This window comes from Gordonia sp. DT219 (genome assembly GCF_049847065.1).
Lineage (GTDB): Bacteria > Actinomycetota > Actinomycetes > Mycobacteriales > Mycobacteriaceae > Gordonia.
On the sequence record NZ_JBNCNR010000004.1, the window covers coordinates 181,215 to 196,350 of the forward strand.

The window sequence follows — 15,136 nt, forward strand, 5'->3', positions numbered from 1 at the left end:
ACGGGCCGGACCGCCAGACGCGCGTCGCGCTGCCGGTGGCCGGCGGCCCACACGATAGGCTCTACCGTTGGCGCCGCCGGTGAGAGGTTCCGACGGCCTGGCACAGAGGAGCTCGCACATGGCGGTTGCCCGACGATCCCGCGCGCGTCGGCGCCTGCCCGCAGCCGTTGCCGTCGTGCTGGGTGCGGTGACCGCGCTGGTGATGTCCGCATGCTCCGATGGACATATCGATGTGCGCTCGACCGCCGGAGTCGGCTGGTCGAGTTTTGGCGGCAACGCCGCCAACTCGAACTTTGCCTATCCGGCCGTACCCGACGACCTGGCCCTGAGTTGGACGCGCCCGACGGGCGGCACCGTGACCGCGCCGGTCACCATCTCGGCCACCGGCAACGTCGGCGTGACGTCGAACTCCGCCGGCTGCGATCTGCTGGTGCTCGACCAGCGCAACGGGCGCAAGAATTTCTGCAAGAACATGCGTGACGGCGTGTCCGGCAACGCGATGCTCACCGATCAATACGACCAGCCCTACATCGGCGAGGCGACCACCTTCCTCGCGTTCAATGCCGGGGGCGCCATCCGCTGGCGCATGCCGGTCATCGGTGTCCCGTTGTCGGCCAAGCTCGCCGATTCCGGGACCGTTCTCATGGTGAGCACCCAGGGCCAGATCCTGCTGATCAACACCCAGACGACGCGGTTGGTGGCACCCGAGGTGCGGTTGCGGCCCGACGCGGATCCGGCGGACCCGCTCTACGGTTTCGGCGACTGCGTCACCAACGGCCCGCGCTGTACCGTGCCGGCACCGCCCGCCGTCGACGTCGCGCATCAGCGGTTCTTCCTCAATGTCTGGCCGACCGGTGCCATTGCCAGCGAGATCCGCGGCTATTCCTACGCGCAGCACGACGGCGCGCGCACGGTCGACGAGATATGGAAGGCGCAGGTGCCCGGCGGAGTCGTCGGACCGGCTACGTTGTCGGCGGACGGCGCGACCGTCTACGCCTTCAGCCGGCTCGGCCAGATCGTGGCGCTCGATGCCGCCACCGGCCACACGCGGTGGACCTATGACAACGGCGGCTACGGATTCGCCAGCATGACCGTCTCGCCGGATGGACTGATCATCCCGACCGGCGTGATCGGCGCGCCGTTGACATTGCTGCGCGACAAGGGCGATCATGCCGAAAAACTCTGGCAGCGAGACGATCTCGCGACCGTCAGTCTGTCCGCACTCACCAGCACCGGAACGGCCTGGACCGTCGTCCGCGACGCCGGCCGGCAAACCCTCTCCCTGACCGAGGTGTCGGCGACCGACGGCAAGACGAAACGCTCACTGCCACTGCCCGATTCCGGTGGATTCGCCACCGGGATCGCGGTGTCGGCGTCCGGCCAGATCGCCACCGCCACCAACATCGGCGAGGTCTACTTCTTCGACAGCAAGAAGAACATCGGCGGATAGCAGCTGCGCTCAGGCGCCCCGAAAGGTCTTGCGGTAGGCCGACGGCGTGATGCCGAGTTCGGTGCGCAGGTGGTGACGCAGGTTGTCCCCGGAACCGAGGCCCGACCGTTCGGCGATCTCGTCGACGGACGCCTCGGTGGTCTCCAACAGTTCACGGGCGAGATCGAGGCGACGGTCGCGCAGCCACGAGCCGGGTGCCATACCGGTCTCCTGACCGAATCGTCGGATGAAGGTGCGGGTGCTCAGATGGGCATGTGCGGCAAGGCGTTCGACCGTCAGCGGCTCGTCGAGATGCGCCAATGCCCAGTGCTGCGTGGCGGCGGTGGCAGACCCGGTGTCATCGGGCACGCCACGTTCGATGAACTGTCCTTGTCCACCGTCGCGCCAGGGCGGCACCACGCAGTGCCGGGCCACCCGGTTGGCCACGGCCGCACCGTGATCGCGCCGGATGATGTGTAGGCACAAGTCGATTCCCGCGGCGAGCCCGGCCGAGGTCAGCACGTTCCCCTCGTCGACGTAGAGTACGGATTCGTCGAGGTCGACGTCGGGGAAGAGGCGGCGGAAGTCGCCGGCGTAGCGCCAGTGTGTGGTGGCACGCAGGCCGTGGAGATGGCCCGCGGCCGCGACCAGAAAGGCGCCGGTGCAGATCGACACGATCCGGGCATCCGGCCGTATCTCCGACAGCACCTGGCGTAGGCGGTCGGTGAGGGTGCCGCTGCGGCGACAATGCTCTTCCGTCGTTCCCGGCACGATGACCGTGTCGGCCGCGGCCAGCGCTTCGGATCCGGATTCGGCGACGATGCGGTACGCGGTCGTGGTCGGCACCGAGTGCCCGTCCACCGCCACCGTCGTCACCTCGTACAGTGCGCGGCCTGCGTCGTCGCAGGCATTGCCGAACAACAGCGGCGGGATCGTTGCGTCGAATCCGACGACCGGCGCGACGAGCAGCACCGCGACGCGGTGCGGACGCGGCACGCGCTCGGTCCTCGACAGGCGAACCACACTGGCAGAATTTTCCGACATATTGGCAATCATGCCAGTGGTGCGACGACGTGTCGATCGTCGATGCTGATCCGGTGACCGCATCTGCCTCGCCGACGTCGGCTCTCCCCCACGGTTCCCACCACTCCCGATGGCCGTGGATCGTCGCCACCGTCAGCTTCGTCGCCATCCTCGGCGCCGCCGGCTTCCGTGCCGTGCCCAGCGTCATGATGGATCCGCTGCACATGGAGTTCGGCTGGTCACACGCCACGGTGGGGTTGGCGATGTCGATCAACATGGTGCTGTTCGGTGTCACCGCCCCCTTCGCGGCCGCGCTCATGGATCGGTTCGGCGTCCGGCCGGTCCTCACCGTGGCCCTGGTGTTCATCGCGGCCGGCACCGGGCTGGGGGTCTTCATGTCGGCCGGCTGGCAGCTCTTGCTGCTGTGGGGTGTGCTGGTCGGGCTGGGCACCGGGTCGATCTCCATGGGCTTCGTCGCAACCGTGTCGACCCGGTGGTTCGTCGAACGACGCGGCCTGGTCACCGGGGTGCTCACCGCGGCGTCGGCGACGGGGCAGCTGATCTTCCTGCCGATCGTCGCGCACCTCACCGATTCGCACGGCTGGCGCTGGGCGTCGGTGGTGGTCACGCTCGCCGCCCTCGCGGTGGTGCCCCTGGTCCTGCTGTTCATCCGCGATCGTCCGGCCGACGTGGGCGCCACTGCCTACGGCGCCCCCGATGACGCCGTCGAACCCGCACTGCCGAACAGCGGATTCGGTGCCGCGGCAAGCGGATTGGCCCGGGGTGCGCGTCAGCCCGCGTTCTGGCTGCTGGCGGTGAGCTTTGCGATCTGTGGTGCCACCACCAACGGGTTGATCGGCACCCATTTCATCCCGGCCGCCCACGATCACGGCATGCCGACGACCGTCGCGGCGTCGCTGCTCGCGACCGTAGGCATCTTCGACGTCGCGGGCACCGTCTTCTCGGGGTGGCTCACCGATCGCGTCGACCCACGAGTGCTTCTCGTCGTGTACTACCTCGGTCGTGGTGTCTCATTGATGCTCTTGCCGATGCTGTTGTCCGCCACGGCCGAACCGAGTACGTGGGTGTTCATCGTCTTCTACGGCCTGGACTGGGTGGCCACCGTCCCGCCGACGATCGCGATCTGTCGCCACTACTTCGGCGCCGACACCCCGGTCGTATTCGGCTGGGTCTTCGCCTCCCACCAGGCCGGGGCCGCGATCGCGGCATTCGGGGCCGGATACATCCGGGACGCACAGGGCTCCTACGACAACGCCTTTCACATCGCAGCCGGTTTGTGCGTGGTCGCCGCGGGCTGCTGTGCGGCCATCCGCCTGCGGCCGGCCGGCGCCGACCCGTCAGGCCTCGCGGACGCCGGGCTCGCAGACGAACGCCACGCCCTTACGCCCGATCCGGGTGAGGACCAGCGCCAACGGCCGCGCACCCTTCAGCTTGAGCCGCTTGCGCAGCGTATCCGGGTCGACGTCGAGGCCGCGGACGAGAATCTCCAGTGACCCGCAGTCCTGTGCCGCAAGCGCCTTGCGCAGCACCTTGTCGCCTGTCGACGCGAGTCGCTCGATGATGCGGAAGCCGCGCTCACCTACCGGCACAGAATCCCCGGTGAGATAAGCGATCTGGGGGTCGAGTTGCCAGAGTCCGTGGCGGTGGGCGTAGTGACGCACCAGGCCGGCCCGCACGACCGCGCCGTCGGGGTCGATCAGAAAGGTTCCGGGGTCTCCGGCACCGACGTCGTCGGGTTCGGCGTCGGTGATCTCCCACGTCGTGACGGCGCCCCCCGCTCCGCTCCGCATCACCGTCGCACGACGGCCGTCGTCGGATCCCGGCCCCGACCACAGGCAGGTCTCCCGCACCGCCGAATCCAGCGAGGTGACCTGGACCTCGCCGGCGAATCCGTAACGATCGCGCATCACCCGATAGTCAAGACCCGGAGCACATTTCACCAACAACGGCCGTCCCGAATAGGTCATCAGGACGTCGAGCAGCGGCGGGGTCAACGCGTCGAGGCGGAACACGCGTCCGCTTCCGGAGCGTCGGGCCGGATCGGCGATGAACACATCGGCGCGGCTCGTCGGGCACAGCGCATCGGCGACGAGCAGAGTCGGTGGCCGCGCCGTGTCGGTCCCGATCCTGGTGTTGTGCAGGGCCATCGCCACCCGTACCGGGTCGAGATCGCTGCCGATCACGCCGGAGATCCCCGGTGTCCGGCTCAACTCCACCAGCTCACCACCGATCGAACACGTGACGTCGTGCACGACCGCCCCGCCGAACCGCCCGGCGATCTCGGCGGCCCGCCGACCGGCGACCGGCGATGCGGTGGCCTGTTGGAGAGCGTCGTCGGAGAGCAGCAGATCGCCGGCATCCCGCAACTTCACGACCGCACGTCGCCGGCAGCGAATCGTCTCCACCAGGGCCGCGTCATGCGGGGCGTAACGGCTTCGGACCTCGGTCAGGTCGGCGAGCATCGAGTCCGGCGTCAGGGCGAGCTCGTCGACGACCTCGAGAGCCCGGGTACCGTGGCGCGATCGTAGAAAGGCGACGTCGTCAACCGTGAAGCGATACGCCATGGCCTGCTGACACCCCCCGCCGTGTAGTCCCGAACTCCTCCAGCGTGTCACAGCCGGCGCGCCGCAATGCCCACGGGCCGCCCCACCTCGGCGATAATCACTCGGTGGAGTCCAGTGAGCACGCCGGCGACGAGGCGTCGGGCCGCCCGGCGAACGTCCCATCAGAACTCGACGGCCCGCCGGCCGTTCGTGCGGCCTGGTGGTCGTCATTGTCCGGCGCCGAGCGCGCACAGTTCCGCAACCGACACCCTGGGCGCATCGGCAATTCCGACGGGATCGCTGCACCTGACCGAGATCTGGCCAACCGGGCGATGCTGCCGCGCGTGCTCGCCGAACTCGAGCAGCAGCGACAGACGCTCACCGAACGACTGTCCCGCAAGCGTTTCCGCGGCACGTTCACCTCCGATGACGCCCGCAGGTGGTACGTCGAACGCAAGATCGCCGACATCGGCGCGATCGAATGGGAGCTGGGCCGCGCCGACGCGGCCAACCCGCGGCTGCTCATCTCCTTCGACATGCACAGCGGCGAACGCGGGCACGCCGCCGTCGCCGTCGGCAATCCCGACACCGCCGACCACATCGGCGTCACCACCCCGGGTCTGGGTACCACCATCGCACCGTCCCTGACCGGCGAGCTGCCGTATCAGGGCATGGGCGGAGAGAGCCGGCTCCTCCGTGAGGAGACCCGACGCCAACTCGGCGTCGTCGGGCGCGCCGACGAGGCCGTCGCCGCGGTTGCCTGGATCGGCTACGACACACCCAATTTCACCGGCCCCGGCGGTCGGATCTCCACCGCCCGCGGCGCGTTGCACGTCGCCACCGCAGGCAAGGCCCGCGACACCGCGCCGATCCTGTCCCGCTTCCTCGCCGGTCTCGTCGCGGCGTCGGACCGCCGGCCACATCTGGTGGCCCTCGGCCACTCCTACGGGTCGCTGGTGACCGCAGAGGCACTGCGCCTGACACACGGGCTCGTCGACGACGCCATCTTCTACGGCTCGCCCGGACTCGGTGGGGACCGCGGGTTCGACCTCGACTACACGCCGGCGAGTTTCCACCTCGTCGACGGCGCCGCCTACGTCCTCAAGAACGATGACGACCAGATCGCCGACCTCGGACTCTTCGGCAGCGACCCCGTCGACAGCCCGGCGCTCATCCGCCTGACGACCCGTGCGGGCGTCGACACGACCGGCGTCGCGCGCGTCGGCTCACGCGGCCACGCCACCTATTCGCGTGACGTCGAAGGCAAATCGACGATGGCGCAATACAACATGGCCGCGGTACTCGGCCGGATGCCCGAACACCTCATCACCGGACCGTGACGGGCTGGGTATTCGAGCCGGGTCATCGAGTCCCACCGACGTTCTTCCCCCAGTTCTCGTTACTTCCCCCGAAAGTTTCCGGGGAGCGAAACAAGTTGTGGGGGAAGAGTATTCGTCCGCTACTTGTGGCAGCGCGGATCAGGCCTGCGGCTTGTATCCGCTCACCACGACGTTGTAGAAGAACTTCGGCGGCACGATCCGGCGCAGCACGTTCTCGTCGAGCCAGGTGAGCCGCTTCCAGGCGCCGAACGCGAAACCCGCCCAGCCCCAACCGAGTTTGCCCGGCGGCACAGCTGCCTCGAAGGTGCGGACCGGCCAGCCGAGCATCGCGGCGGCGAACTCCTCGGTGGCGGTGTGCACCGAATCCGCCCCTGCCGCGCGGGCGATACCCGCCAATTCGTCCGGATCGAAGGTGTGGATGTCCACGACCGCCTCGAGTGCGGCCGCCCGCGACGACTCGTCGAGCTCCTCCTGCGGCCGGCGCCACGACTGCAGCGGACCGGCCTTGGTGATCTTCGTGGTCAGATACCAGGTCGCACGGCTCAACCAGCGGGCGTAGAAGTCGCCGATCGTCGACGGCTCCCCCGCGAAGACGAACCGGCCGCCCGGCTTCAGCACACGCAACACCTCGCGCAGCGCCTGTTCGACGTCGGGGATGTGGTGCAGCACCGCGTGTCCCACCACGAGATCAAAGGTGTTGTCGTCGTACGGGATCTTCTCCGCGTCGGCGACGCGACCGTCGACGTCGAGACCGAGGTTCTCGGCGTTGCGCAGCGCCACCTTCACCATTCCCGGCGAGAGGTCGGTCACCGACCCCTTCTCGGCCACCCCGGACTGCATCAGGTTCAGCAGGAAAAATCCCGTGCCGCAACCGAGTTCCATGGCCCGTCCGTAAGGCAGCCCTTCGCTTCCGGCGGCGGTACCATTCGCCCCGCTCGCTCCGCTCCCGGCGGCGGAAACATTCGCCCCGCTCGCTCCGCTCCCGGCGGCGGTACCGTTCGCCCCGCTCGCTCCGCTCCCGGCGGCGGAAACATTCGCCCCGCTCGCTCCGCTCCCGGCGGCGGAAACATTTGCCCCGCTCGCTCCGCTCCCGGCGGCGGAAACATTCGCCCCGCTCGCTCCGCTCCCGGCGGCGACCGCGTCGAAGCGGCCACGCGCATAGTCGATGCACCGCTCGTCGAAGCTGATCGACCACTTCTCGTCGTAGGTCTCGGCCTCCCAGTCGTGATAGAGCACCTGGGCGAGTTTGGTGTCGGACATCGCCGCCTGTACCTCTTCGGCGGTGGCGTGCGGGTTCGGCGCCGGATCCCCGGCTCCCGCGGTGCGCGGATCGTTCTCGGTGGTCGTCATCGTCTTCGGTATCCTCCTCTGCCGCAGCTCACTTCCCGGTGAACTGCGCCTTCCCCGGGCCGTTCTCCACGAACGACTTCATTCCGATCGCGCGATCCTCGGTCGCGAACAGTGCAGCGAACAATTGCTCCTCGATCTTCAGGCCGGTGTCGAGGTCGACGCCGAGTCCCTGATCGACGGCCTTCTTGGCGGCCGCGAGTGCCACCGACGCCGCCGTGGTGAACTGGCCGGCCCAGCGCAGTGCCGCGTTGTACACCTCGTCGGGGGCCACGACCTCGTCGACGAGACCGATCTGCAGCGCCTCCGCCGCACCGACGAACCGGCCGGTGAAGATCATGTCCTTGGCCTTGGCCGGGCCGACGAGTCGGGCGAGCCGCTGGGTACCGCCGCCACCCGGGATGACGCCGAGCAGCGCCTCGGGCACCCCCAACTTCGCGTTGTCGCCGGCGATCCGGCGGTCCGCACTGAGCGCCACCTCGAGTCCGCCACCGAGCGCGTATCCGGTCACCGCGGCGACCGTGGGCTTCGGAATCTCCGAGATCGCCCCGAGCGCACGCTGCAACCGTCCGGCGACCTTGGCCATCTCCGGATAGGTCATGTCGTTCATCTCTTTGATGTCGGCGCCGGCGGCGAGCACCTTGGGGCCGCCGTAGACGACGACGGCCTTGATGTCGTCGCGGTCGGTGGCCTCGGCCGCGGCCGCGACCAGCTCGGATTGCACCTGGCGGTTCAGCGCGTTCATCGGTGGCCGGTCGAGCAGAATGGTGCCCACACCGGGGTGATCGTCGGAGGTCTCGAGGGTCACGAACTCAGGCATGTGGGTAGCCTACGCGGCGGCTCTCGGCGGGTTCGCGACAGTTCGGGCATCGTGTGCCGGCACTGGCGGTTACCGACCGAACAGCGCAAGCGCCCCAATGAACCGACAGCAGGCACCCGGACTCACTACGCTCGCAGGAGTGGCCGACCAGCGCGGGGAAACCATCGAACTGATCGCTGGTGAGCGCGCGATCAGGTTCACCAGTCCCGATCGCGTCTACTTCTCCGAACGCGGCGAGACCAAGCTCGACCTCGCCCGGTACTACGAATCCGTCGGCGACGGAATAGTGCGCGCCCTCTACGAACGTCCCTGCATGCTGCACCGCTTCCCGAAGGGTGTCGACGGAAAGAAGGTGCACCAGAAGCGGATTCCGGCCGGTGCGCCCGACTGGGTGCAGACCACCGAACTCTGGTTCCCCCGCTTCGGGCGCACCGCCGACGAGTTGTGCGTCACCGAACTGGGCAGCGTGCTGTGGGCCGTGCAGATGTCGACGGTGGAGTTCCACCCGTGGAACTCCCGCCGCGCCGACCCGGAGTCCCCCGACGAGTGGCGCATCGACCTCGATCCCATGCCCGACTGCGACTTCGCCCGGATCCGCCGGGTCGCCGGGGTGGTCCACGAGGTGCTCGACGAACTCGGGATGCGCGGGTTCCCGAAGACCTCCGGCGGCCGCGGCCTGCACATCTACGTCCGCATCGTCCCGGAGTGGGGATTCACCCAGGTGCGCCGCGCCGCGCTCGCGTTCGCCCGCGAGGTCGAGCGCCGGACCCCCGAGGACGTGACGACCACCTGGTGGCGCAAGGACCGCGACCCGGCGGCGGTGTTCGTCGACTACAACCAGAACGCCCGCGACCACACGATGGCCGCAGCGTATTCGGTCCGCGGCAATCCGCGCGGCACGGTGTCGGCCCCGGTCACCTGGGCCGAGATCGCCGACATCGAACCCGATGACTTCACCATCGCGACGATGCCCGAGAGGTTCGCCGAGCTCGGCGACCTGCACGCCGAGATCGACGACGTCGCCCACCGGATCGACGAACTGCTCGAGTGGGCCGATCGCGACGACGCCTCGGGCGAGAAGCCCGTCGACGCCACGACCGACGATTCCGGAGTGGTCGATCTCGACCCGTGACGTGCGCCGGCGGGCCCCCGGGTCAGAGCCTGATGTCGGGCGGCGTCTGGTTCCCGAGTCCGGCGAAGTAGTCGTCGGATCGGGTGAAAGCCAAGCCCGCCAATCCTTTTCCGGCGCTCACCGACGGCTCGACGGCCTCGATCGTGCGCGTGGCGGCGAGCAGATCGGCGACCGTCGCGTGGCCGGCGACCTCTCGCAGTTGCGCCCACGTCGGCGGCAACAAGAAGTGCTTGCCCGCCGACCATGCGGCGAGCGCGCCCTGCGCGCTCGCCCATTGGGCGACGTCGGCCTCGGTGGTCGAGTCGTCGGGCTCCTGACCTGGCGGTACCGCAGCGAGGAAGAACCTGGTGTCGTAGCGCCGCTTCTCGTTCACCGGGGTGATCCAATGCGCGAGCGGGCGTAGCAGATCGGCGCGCAATGTCAGTTCCCGTGCGCGCAGGAAGTCGGCAAAGGAGATCGACTTGTCGACAAGGGCCGCGCGCTCGGCACGCAGCGAGGCCGGATCCGGGAAGCTCTCGCCCGAGGACGCGAGCAGCACCCCGCACTCCTCGAAGGTCTCACGCACCGCCGCGCACACCAGGGCCTGCGCGAGTTCGACTGTGGTGGAGAACTGTTCGGCCCACCAGTCAGCTTCGGGCCCGGTCCACGCGAGGCCGGCGTCACGGTCGCGGGGATCGACCCCGCCACCCGGGAAGACCGTCATCCCGCCGGCAAATGCCATCTGCTTGACGCGACGCTGCAGAAAGACCTCGATTCCACCGTCGCCCTCGCGAACCAACACCACCGACGCGGCGTCGCGCATCGGCACCGGTGTCTGTTGTGCCGACGACTCCTGCGCGGATGTCTCTCGCATCACTCGAACTCCCACCTGCCCGGCCGACGTGTGCCAGGTCACGTTCCGACACTATCGCCGCGGTCCGCGACGTCGGCACCCAGGGGGATGGGGCGGTCCTATCCCGCCGAACGCCGGTGTCCACCGGCACGGCGGGATCGCCGGGCGAAGAAGCGCCCGTCGACCTTCGACAGGGAGATCTGCTGCCGGAAGGCGGTCGACAGATTGTCGCCGGTCAGCACCTCGTCCAGCAGGCCCTGCGCCATGACCTCCCCCTCGGAGAGCAGCATCGCATGCGTGAAGCCGGCCGGAATCTCCTCGACGTGGTGGGTGATCAACACGATCGCCGGCGAATCCGGGTCCGCGGCGAGCGCAGAGAGCCGTTCGACCAGCTCCTCCCGGCCACCCAGATCCAGGCCGGCGGCGGGCTCGTCGAGCAGTAGCAGTTCGGGATCGGTCATCAAGGCGCGCGAGATGAGGACGCGCTTGCGTTCGCCCTCGGACAGCGTGCCGAAGGCGCGATCGGCCAGATGTTCGGCGCCCATCGACTCCAGCGACTCGAGCGCCTGAGCACGGTCGACGTCGTCATAGGCCTCCCGCCACCGGCCGATCACCGAATAGCCGGCGGAGATGACGACGTCACTGACCCGCTCGTCGTCGGGGATGCGGTCGGCCAGCGCGGCACTGGCCACGCCGATCCGGGTGGACAGCTCGCGCACCTCGACCCGGCCGAGCAACTCGGCCAGCACAAAAGCCAGGCCGGCCGACGGGTACAACTCGGCAGCGGCCAGGCGGAGCAGGGTCGTCTTGCCCGCACCGTTGGGACCGAGAACGACCCAGCGCTCGTCGAGCTCGACCTGCCAGGTGACCGGACCGACCAGCGTGGAACCGCCCCGAACGACGGAGACGTCACGAAAATCGATCAGCAGGTCGGGATCGGACGTCGGTTCGGCTGGCACGGGATCACGGGCGCTCACAGGTCTATCGTGCCTTACTCGTCGGGGACGTCGCCATCATCACCGACATGCGTGTCCACCGACCGCATTCGCCGGGGCACGCACTCGTCCACACCCAAAGACGCCATCGGACAACGCAATAGCGGGCCATGGTGCGATCTGGGAATAGCGGTCGCCACAAACGCCTTGTGCACCGGTATGAGTGTGCCTCTCTCCATCCTCGATCTCGCCCAGGTCGGCACCGGTGAAACCGTCGCCGAGTCGTTGACCGCCTCGACGGATATGGCCATCCGCGCCGACGAGTGGGGCTATGAACGCATCTGGTACGCCGAGCACCACAACATGTCGTCGATCGCCTCGTCGGCTCCGGCGGTGCTCATCTCCCACATCGCTGCCCGCACCTCCCGCATCCGGCTCGGGTCCGGCGGGGTGATGCTGCCGAACCACTCCCCACTCGCCATCGCCGAGCAGTTCGGCACGCTCGGTGAGCTCTACCCGGGCCGGATCGATCTCGGGCTGGGCCGCGCGCCCGGCGGAGACCAGAACACCTTCGCGGCGCTGCGTCGCGACATCGCCGCGGCCGACCGCTTCCCCAACGACGTACTCGAGCTGCAGGGCTACCTGACCGGTCAGACGCGGGTTCCCGGGGTGAACGCGACGCCCGGCAACGGTACGAACGTTCCGCTCTACATCCTGGGGTCGTCGTTGTTCGGCGCGCAGCTCGCCGCGGCACTCGGCCTGCCGTACGGGTTCGCGTCGCATTTCGCGCCCGCGGCCCTGACCCAGGCGGTGCAGATCTATCGCGAGCAGTTCCGGCCGTCCGAGCAACTGGCCGAGCCGTATGTGATCGCGGGCGCCTGTGTGATCGTCGACGACGACCCGCAGCGCGCGCAGGAACAGCTCCACCAGGCCAAACGCCACCGAGTGACCGCACTCTTCGGCCGCGGACGAACCTTCACCGACGAGGAGGCCGACGCGATCCTGTCGATGCCTCAGGGCCGGCAGATCGACGAGATGCTCACCTACTCCGGCGTGGGCACTCCCGCGCAGGTGCGCGAGTATCTCGACTGGTTCGCCGGCCACGCCGACGCCGACGAGATCATCGTCGCCTCGCTCGCTCCCGACCGGGAGATCTGGTTGCAGACACTCGCCCATCTGGCGCCCGCCCGCGTACCGGCGGCGTGACGGGCTGCGCGTCAGGCCAGCCGGAAGTCGGCGAAGTCGAAGCCGGGCACCACGATGCAGCTGACCAGCGACGCCTCGTCACCCGAACAGCGGGCGCGCTGCCAATGACCGGGCGGCACCAGCGCCTGAGGCCGCTGCCCACCGGTGAGGTCGGCACCGACCACCGCCCGTTCGATGTCCTGCGGCGCCGCGCCGGCACCGCCGAGATCGAGGTGCACCGGCGCACCCCGGTGATACAGCCAGATCTCGGCACCGCGCACCGTGTGCCATGCCGACTCCTCGCCGGGCAGCAGCACGAAGTGGATCGCCGTACCCGCCGGGCGATCGCCCTCGTAGCCGGGTAGGGCCGCGGCGGGCAGCATCAGATCGCTGCGCCACGTCTCGGCGTACCAGCCGCCTTCGGGATGTGGTGCGAGCCCCAGGCCCTGCGCCCAATCCGGCAGTGCTGCATGCTCGTCGGTCATCGTCTCAGCCCTCTCGAATCTCGGCGATCACCGTCACCGAGCCGGGCGCGATCTCGGTGAATCCGGCATCACGCACCGCGACGGCCCGGCCCGCGCCGTCGTCGTCGAGCAACCGCGCCCAGACGGGGTCGTCGGCTGCGCATACCGACAGCGGACATCCCGTATCGCGCCACGTGCGTGCCGACGCCTCGTCGAGCAACGTGACCGCAAGCATGACACCGTGGCCCACCTGCGCGGCGAGTTTGCCGACCGTCATCTCCAGGGCGGGATTGACCCACAGGCATATCCCCGCGCGAGCCGGCGCGACCGGCAGGTCGCCCGCGATCTCGGTACCACCGATCTGCAGCCTCGAGATCCGCTTGTCGACGGCACCCACCCGACCAGGCACCAGCGCCCGCGCCTGCGCGCCGCCTGCGGTGGCGGTCACCCCCCAGACCTCTTGGGCCGCAACCCAATGCGCGCTCCGAGCACGGCGGGCGATCTTGCGGATCCGGGCGTCACACCACGCGTCCATCGGCGCCGCCCACGGGCCGTCCCCGCCGGCCCTATCGTCGAGACACAACAGCGCCGCCGCCCGCGCGGCCGCCTCCAACACCTCGCCGCGCGCGGGCGGGTCGGCCTTCTCGATACGCAGCACCATCTGCATGGCCAGCACGTCGGCGGGGTCGGGCGGATCGTCGTGACCGCCCACATATGCGGTCAGTCGGCGGTAGGTGTCAGGGAACGGATCTGCAGCGATCGGATCGATCCCCACCGCTTCGTCGCTCATACGAGCGGCACCCGGCGCAACACCCCGTCTGCTGCGTCGGCCGCCTCGATCTCGTCGCGGGTCACACCGAGGATGAACAGCACGGCGTCGAGGAAGGGATGGCTCAATGCGGCATCGGCGACCTCGCGCAGCGCCGGCTTCGCGTTGAACGCGATGCCGAGTCCGGCGACCGACAGCATGTCGATGTCGTTGGCACCGTCACCGACGGCGATGGTCTGTTCCATCGGCACCCCGACCTGATCGGCGAAGGATCGCAGCGCACTGGCCTTGCCGGGCCGGTCGACGATCTCGCCGATCACCCGGCCGGTGAGTTCCCCGTCGACGATCTCGAGGGTGTTGGCGCGGACGAAGTCGAGTTCGAGTTCATGCGCGAGCCCGTCGATGACCTGACGGAATCCGCCGGAGACCACACCGCAGTGGTAGCCGAGTCGGTGCAGCGTCCGGATGGTGGTCCGGGCGCCGGGCGTCAAGGTGAGGGACGCGGCGACCTCGTCGAGCACACCGGCGTCGAGTCCGGCGAGCGCGGCCACCCGTTGGTGCAGCGATTGTTCGAAGTCCAGTTCGCCACGCATCGCCGCCTCGGTGACGGCGGCGACCTCGGCCTCCCGGCCGGCGTGTGCGGCGAGCATCTCGATGACCTCGCCCTGGATGAGGGTGGAGTCGACGTCGAAGACGATCAGCCGTTTGGCGCGGCGCGCGAGCCCGCCGCGTTCGACCGCGATGTCGATCCGATGCCTTGTCGCGACGCGCGCGAGCCCCTTGCGCAGGGCCGAGTCGGCGGCGACATCGTCTCGGCCACCCACACTGACCATCAGTTCCAGCCCGGTCAGCGGATAGTCCGCCACCCCGCGGATCGAGTCGATGTTGCCGTCCTGTCCGGCGACCTCGGCCGCCACCGCCGAGAATGCGCGGGCGGTCACCGGACTGCCGAGCAGCACGACCGCATGGCTGGCGGGCCGATGCCCACCGGACCGCGCATCGACCTCGACGTGGACGTCCATCCCGATCGACGACATCGCTTGCTCGATGACGTCCTGGACCTGTTCGGGATCGGTGGCCGCCGCGACCAGCACACCGAGCGTGAGGCGGTCGTGGATGACCACCTGCTCCACGTCGAGCAGTGAGACCTCTTGCCCGGAAAGGGCACCCATCAGCACCGAGGTCACCCCCGGCTTGTCCGGGCCGGTGACGGTGATCAGCAATGTGGCCGTCACGACCGCACCCGGAGCGGTCGAAACCGTTCCGGGTGCGGAAGTGGTGTGTGAATCCGGGGAA

The 15,136-nt window shown here is 69.0% G+C and carries 13 protein-coding genes and 1 pseudogene; 5 read left to right on the forward strand and 9 right to left on the reverse strand.

Annotated features, from left to right (window positions below):
* Positions 1 to 118 precede the first annotated feature (118 nt).
* Entirely contained in the window at positions 119 to 1,450 is a 1,332-nt protein-coding gene (locus ACPXB3_RS08370) for a PQQ-binding-like beta-propeller repeat protein (protein ID WP_425703837.1), read from the forward strand.
* 9 nt (positions 1,451 to 1,459) lie between these two features.
* Here ACPXB3_RS08370 and ACPXB3_RS08375 read toward each other — a convergent pair whose 3' ends face one another.
* Positions 1,460 to 2,473: a GlxA family transcriptional regulator gene (locus ACPXB3_RS08375; RefSeq protein ID WP_425727340.1), complete on the reverse strand. Its 1,014-nt coding sequence runs from the start codon at positions 2,471 to 2,473 to the stop codon at positions 1,460 to 1,462.
* A gap of 53 nt (positions 2,474 to 2,526) precedes the next feature.
* Here ACPXB3_RS08375 and ACPXB3_RS08380 point away from each other — a divergent pair, with 53 nt between their 5' ends.
* Positions 2,527 to 3,966, forward strand: coding sequence for an MFS transporter (locus ACPXB3_RS08380; RefSeq protein WP_425727341.1), 1,440 nt, complete (start codon positions 2,527 to 2,529; stop codon positions 3,964 to 3,966).
* On the opposite strand, the pseudogene ACPXB3_RS08385 reads toward ACPXB3_RS08380, so the two are convergent.
* Positions 3,889 to 5,247, reverse strand: a pseudogene (locus ACPXB3_RS08385) (THUMP-like domain-containing protein); the annotation flags it as partial. The gene ACPXB3_RS08380 and the pseudogene ACPXB3_RS08385 sit on opposite strands and share 78 nt — an antisense overlap.
* Between ACPXB3_RS08385 and ACPXB3_RS08390 the strand changes: the two are divergent.
* Positions 5,142 to 6,356, forward strand: coding sequence for an alpha/beta hydrolase (locus tag ACPXB3_RS08390; RefSeq protein ID WP_425703840.1), 1,215 nt, complete (start codon positions 5,142 to 5,144; stop codon positions 6,354 to 6,356). The pseudogene ACPXB3_RS08385 and the gene ACPXB3_RS08390 overlap by 106 nt on opposite strands.
* 138 nt (positions 6,357 to 6,494) lie before the next feature.
* Here the strand turns inward: ACPXB3_RS08390 and ACPXB3_RS08395 are convergent, their stop codons facing one another.
* The gene (locus ACPXB3_RS08395; protein ID WP_425727342.1) at positions 6,495 to 7,706 is read right to left on the reverse strand and encodes a class I SAM-dependent methyltransferase; all 1,212 of its coding nucleotides are present in this window, start codon (positions 7,704 to 7,706) and stop codon (positions 6,495 to 6,497) included.
* 28 nt (positions 7,707 to 7,734) lie between these two features.
* Positions 7,735 to 8,523 (reverse strand): enoyl-CoA hydratase/isomerase family protein, encoded by a 789-nt coding sequence (locus tag ACPXB3_RS08400; protein ID WP_425727343.1) that lies wholly within the window; start codon positions 8,521 to 8,523, stop codon positions 7,735 to 7,737.
* Positions 8,524 to 8,620: 97 nt separating this feature from the next.
* Here ACPXB3_RS08400 and ligD point away from each other — a divergent pair, with 97 nt between their 5' ends.
* A complete protein-coding gene (gene ligD, locus ACPXB3_RS08405; protein ID WP_425703843.1) occupies positions 8,621 to 9,655 on the forward strand; it encodes a non-homologous end-joining DNA ligase in 1,035 nt (344 codons plus the stop codon).
* 22 nt (positions 9,656 to 9,677) lie between these two features.
* Here ligD and ACPXB3_RS08410 read toward each other — a convergent pair whose 3' ends face one another.
* Positions 9,678 to 10,508, reverse strand: coding sequence for an NUDIX hydrolase (locus tag ACPXB3_RS08410; protein ID WP_425703844.1), 831 nt, complete (start codon positions 10,506 to 10,508; stop codon positions 9,678 to 9,680).
* Positions 10,509 to 10,606: 98 nt separating this feature from the next.
* The gene (locus ACPXB3_RS08415; protein ID WP_425703845.1) at positions 10,607 to 11,464 is read right to left on the reverse strand and encodes an ABC transporter ATP-binding protein; all 858 of its coding nucleotides are present in this window, start codon (positions 11,462 to 11,464) and stop codon (positions 10,607 to 10,609) included.
* A gap of 177 nt (positions 11,465 to 11,641) precedes the next feature.
* Here ACPXB3_RS08415 and ACPXB3_RS08420 point away from each other — a divergent pair, with 177 nt between their 5' ends.
* Positions 11,642 to 12,628, forward strand: coding sequence for an LLM class flavin-dependent oxidoreductase (locus ACPXB3_RS08420; protein WP_425703846.1), 987 nt, complete (start codon positions 11,642 to 11,644; stop codon positions 12,626 to 12,628).
* Positions 12,629 to 12,639: 11 nt separating this feature from the next.
* On the opposite strand, the gene ACPXB3_RS08425 is transcribed toward ACPXB3_RS08420, so the two are convergent.
* From ACPXB3_RS08425 to serB, 3 genes are read right to left on the reverse strand one after another with little or no spacing between them, the layout of a single operon-like run.
* Positions 12,640 to 13,092, reverse strand: coding sequence for a cupin domain-containing protein (locus ACPXB3_RS08425; RefSeq protein ID WP_425727344.1), 453 nt, complete (start codon positions 13,090 to 13,092; stop codon positions 12,640 to 12,642).
* A 4-nt stretch (positions 13,093 to 13,096) separates the two neighbouring features.
* Positions 13,097 to 13,861 (reverse strand): aminoacyl-tRNA hydrolase, encoded by a 765-nt coding sequence (locus tag ACPXB3_RS08430; RefSeq protein WP_425727345.1) that lies wholly within the window; start codon positions 13,859 to 13,861, stop codon positions 13,097 to 13,099.
* Positions 13,858 to 15,075: a phosphoserine phosphatase SerB gene (gene serB, locus ACPXB3_RS08435; RefSeq protein ID WP_425727346.1), complete on the reverse strand. Its 1,218-nt coding sequence runs from the start codon at positions 15,073 to 15,075 to the stop codon at positions 13,858 to 13,860. Before serB ends, ACPXB3_RS08430 begins: the two co-directional genes overlap by 4 nt.
* Positions 15,076 to 15,136: the final 61 nt, after the last annotated feature.

Coding starts and splice junctions, on each gene's coding strand:
- ACPXB3_RS08370 (WP_425703837.1), top strand. CDS start 119: ATGGCGGTTGCCCGACGATCCCGCGCGCGTCGGCGCCTGCCCGCAGCC.
- ACPXB3_RS08375 (WP_425727340.1), bottom strand. CDS start 2,473: ATGTCGGAAAATTCTGCCAGTGTGGTTCGCCTGTCGAGGACCGAGCGC.
- ACPXB3_RS08395 (WP_425727342.1), bottom strand. CDS start 7,706: ATGACGACCACCGAGAACGATCCGCGCACCGCGGGAGCCGGGGATCCG.
- ACPXB3_RS08400 (WP_425727343.1), bottom strand. CDS start 8,523: ATGCCTGAGTTCGTGACCCTCGAGACCTCCGACGATCACCCCGGTGTG.
- ligD (WP_425703843.1), top strand. CDS start 8,621: ATGAACCGACAGCAGGCACCCGGACTCACTACGCTCGCAGGAGTGGCC.
- ACPXB3_RS08410 (WP_425703844.1), bottom strand. CDS start 10,508: ATGCGAGAGACATCCGCGCAGGAGTCGTCGGCACAACAGACACCGGTG.
- ACPXB3_RS08420 (WP_425703846.1), top strand. CDS start 11,642: ATGAGTGTGCCTCTCTCCATCCTCGATCTCGCCCAGGTCGGCACCGGT.
- ACPXB3_RS08425 (WP_425727344.1), bottom strand. CDS start 13,092: ATGACCGACGAGCATGCAGCACTGCCGGATTGGGCGCAGGGCCTGGGG.
- ACPXB3_RS08430 (WP_425727345.1), bottom strand. CDS start 13,861: ATGAGCGACGAAGCGGTGGGGATCGATCCGATCGCTGCAGATCCGTTC.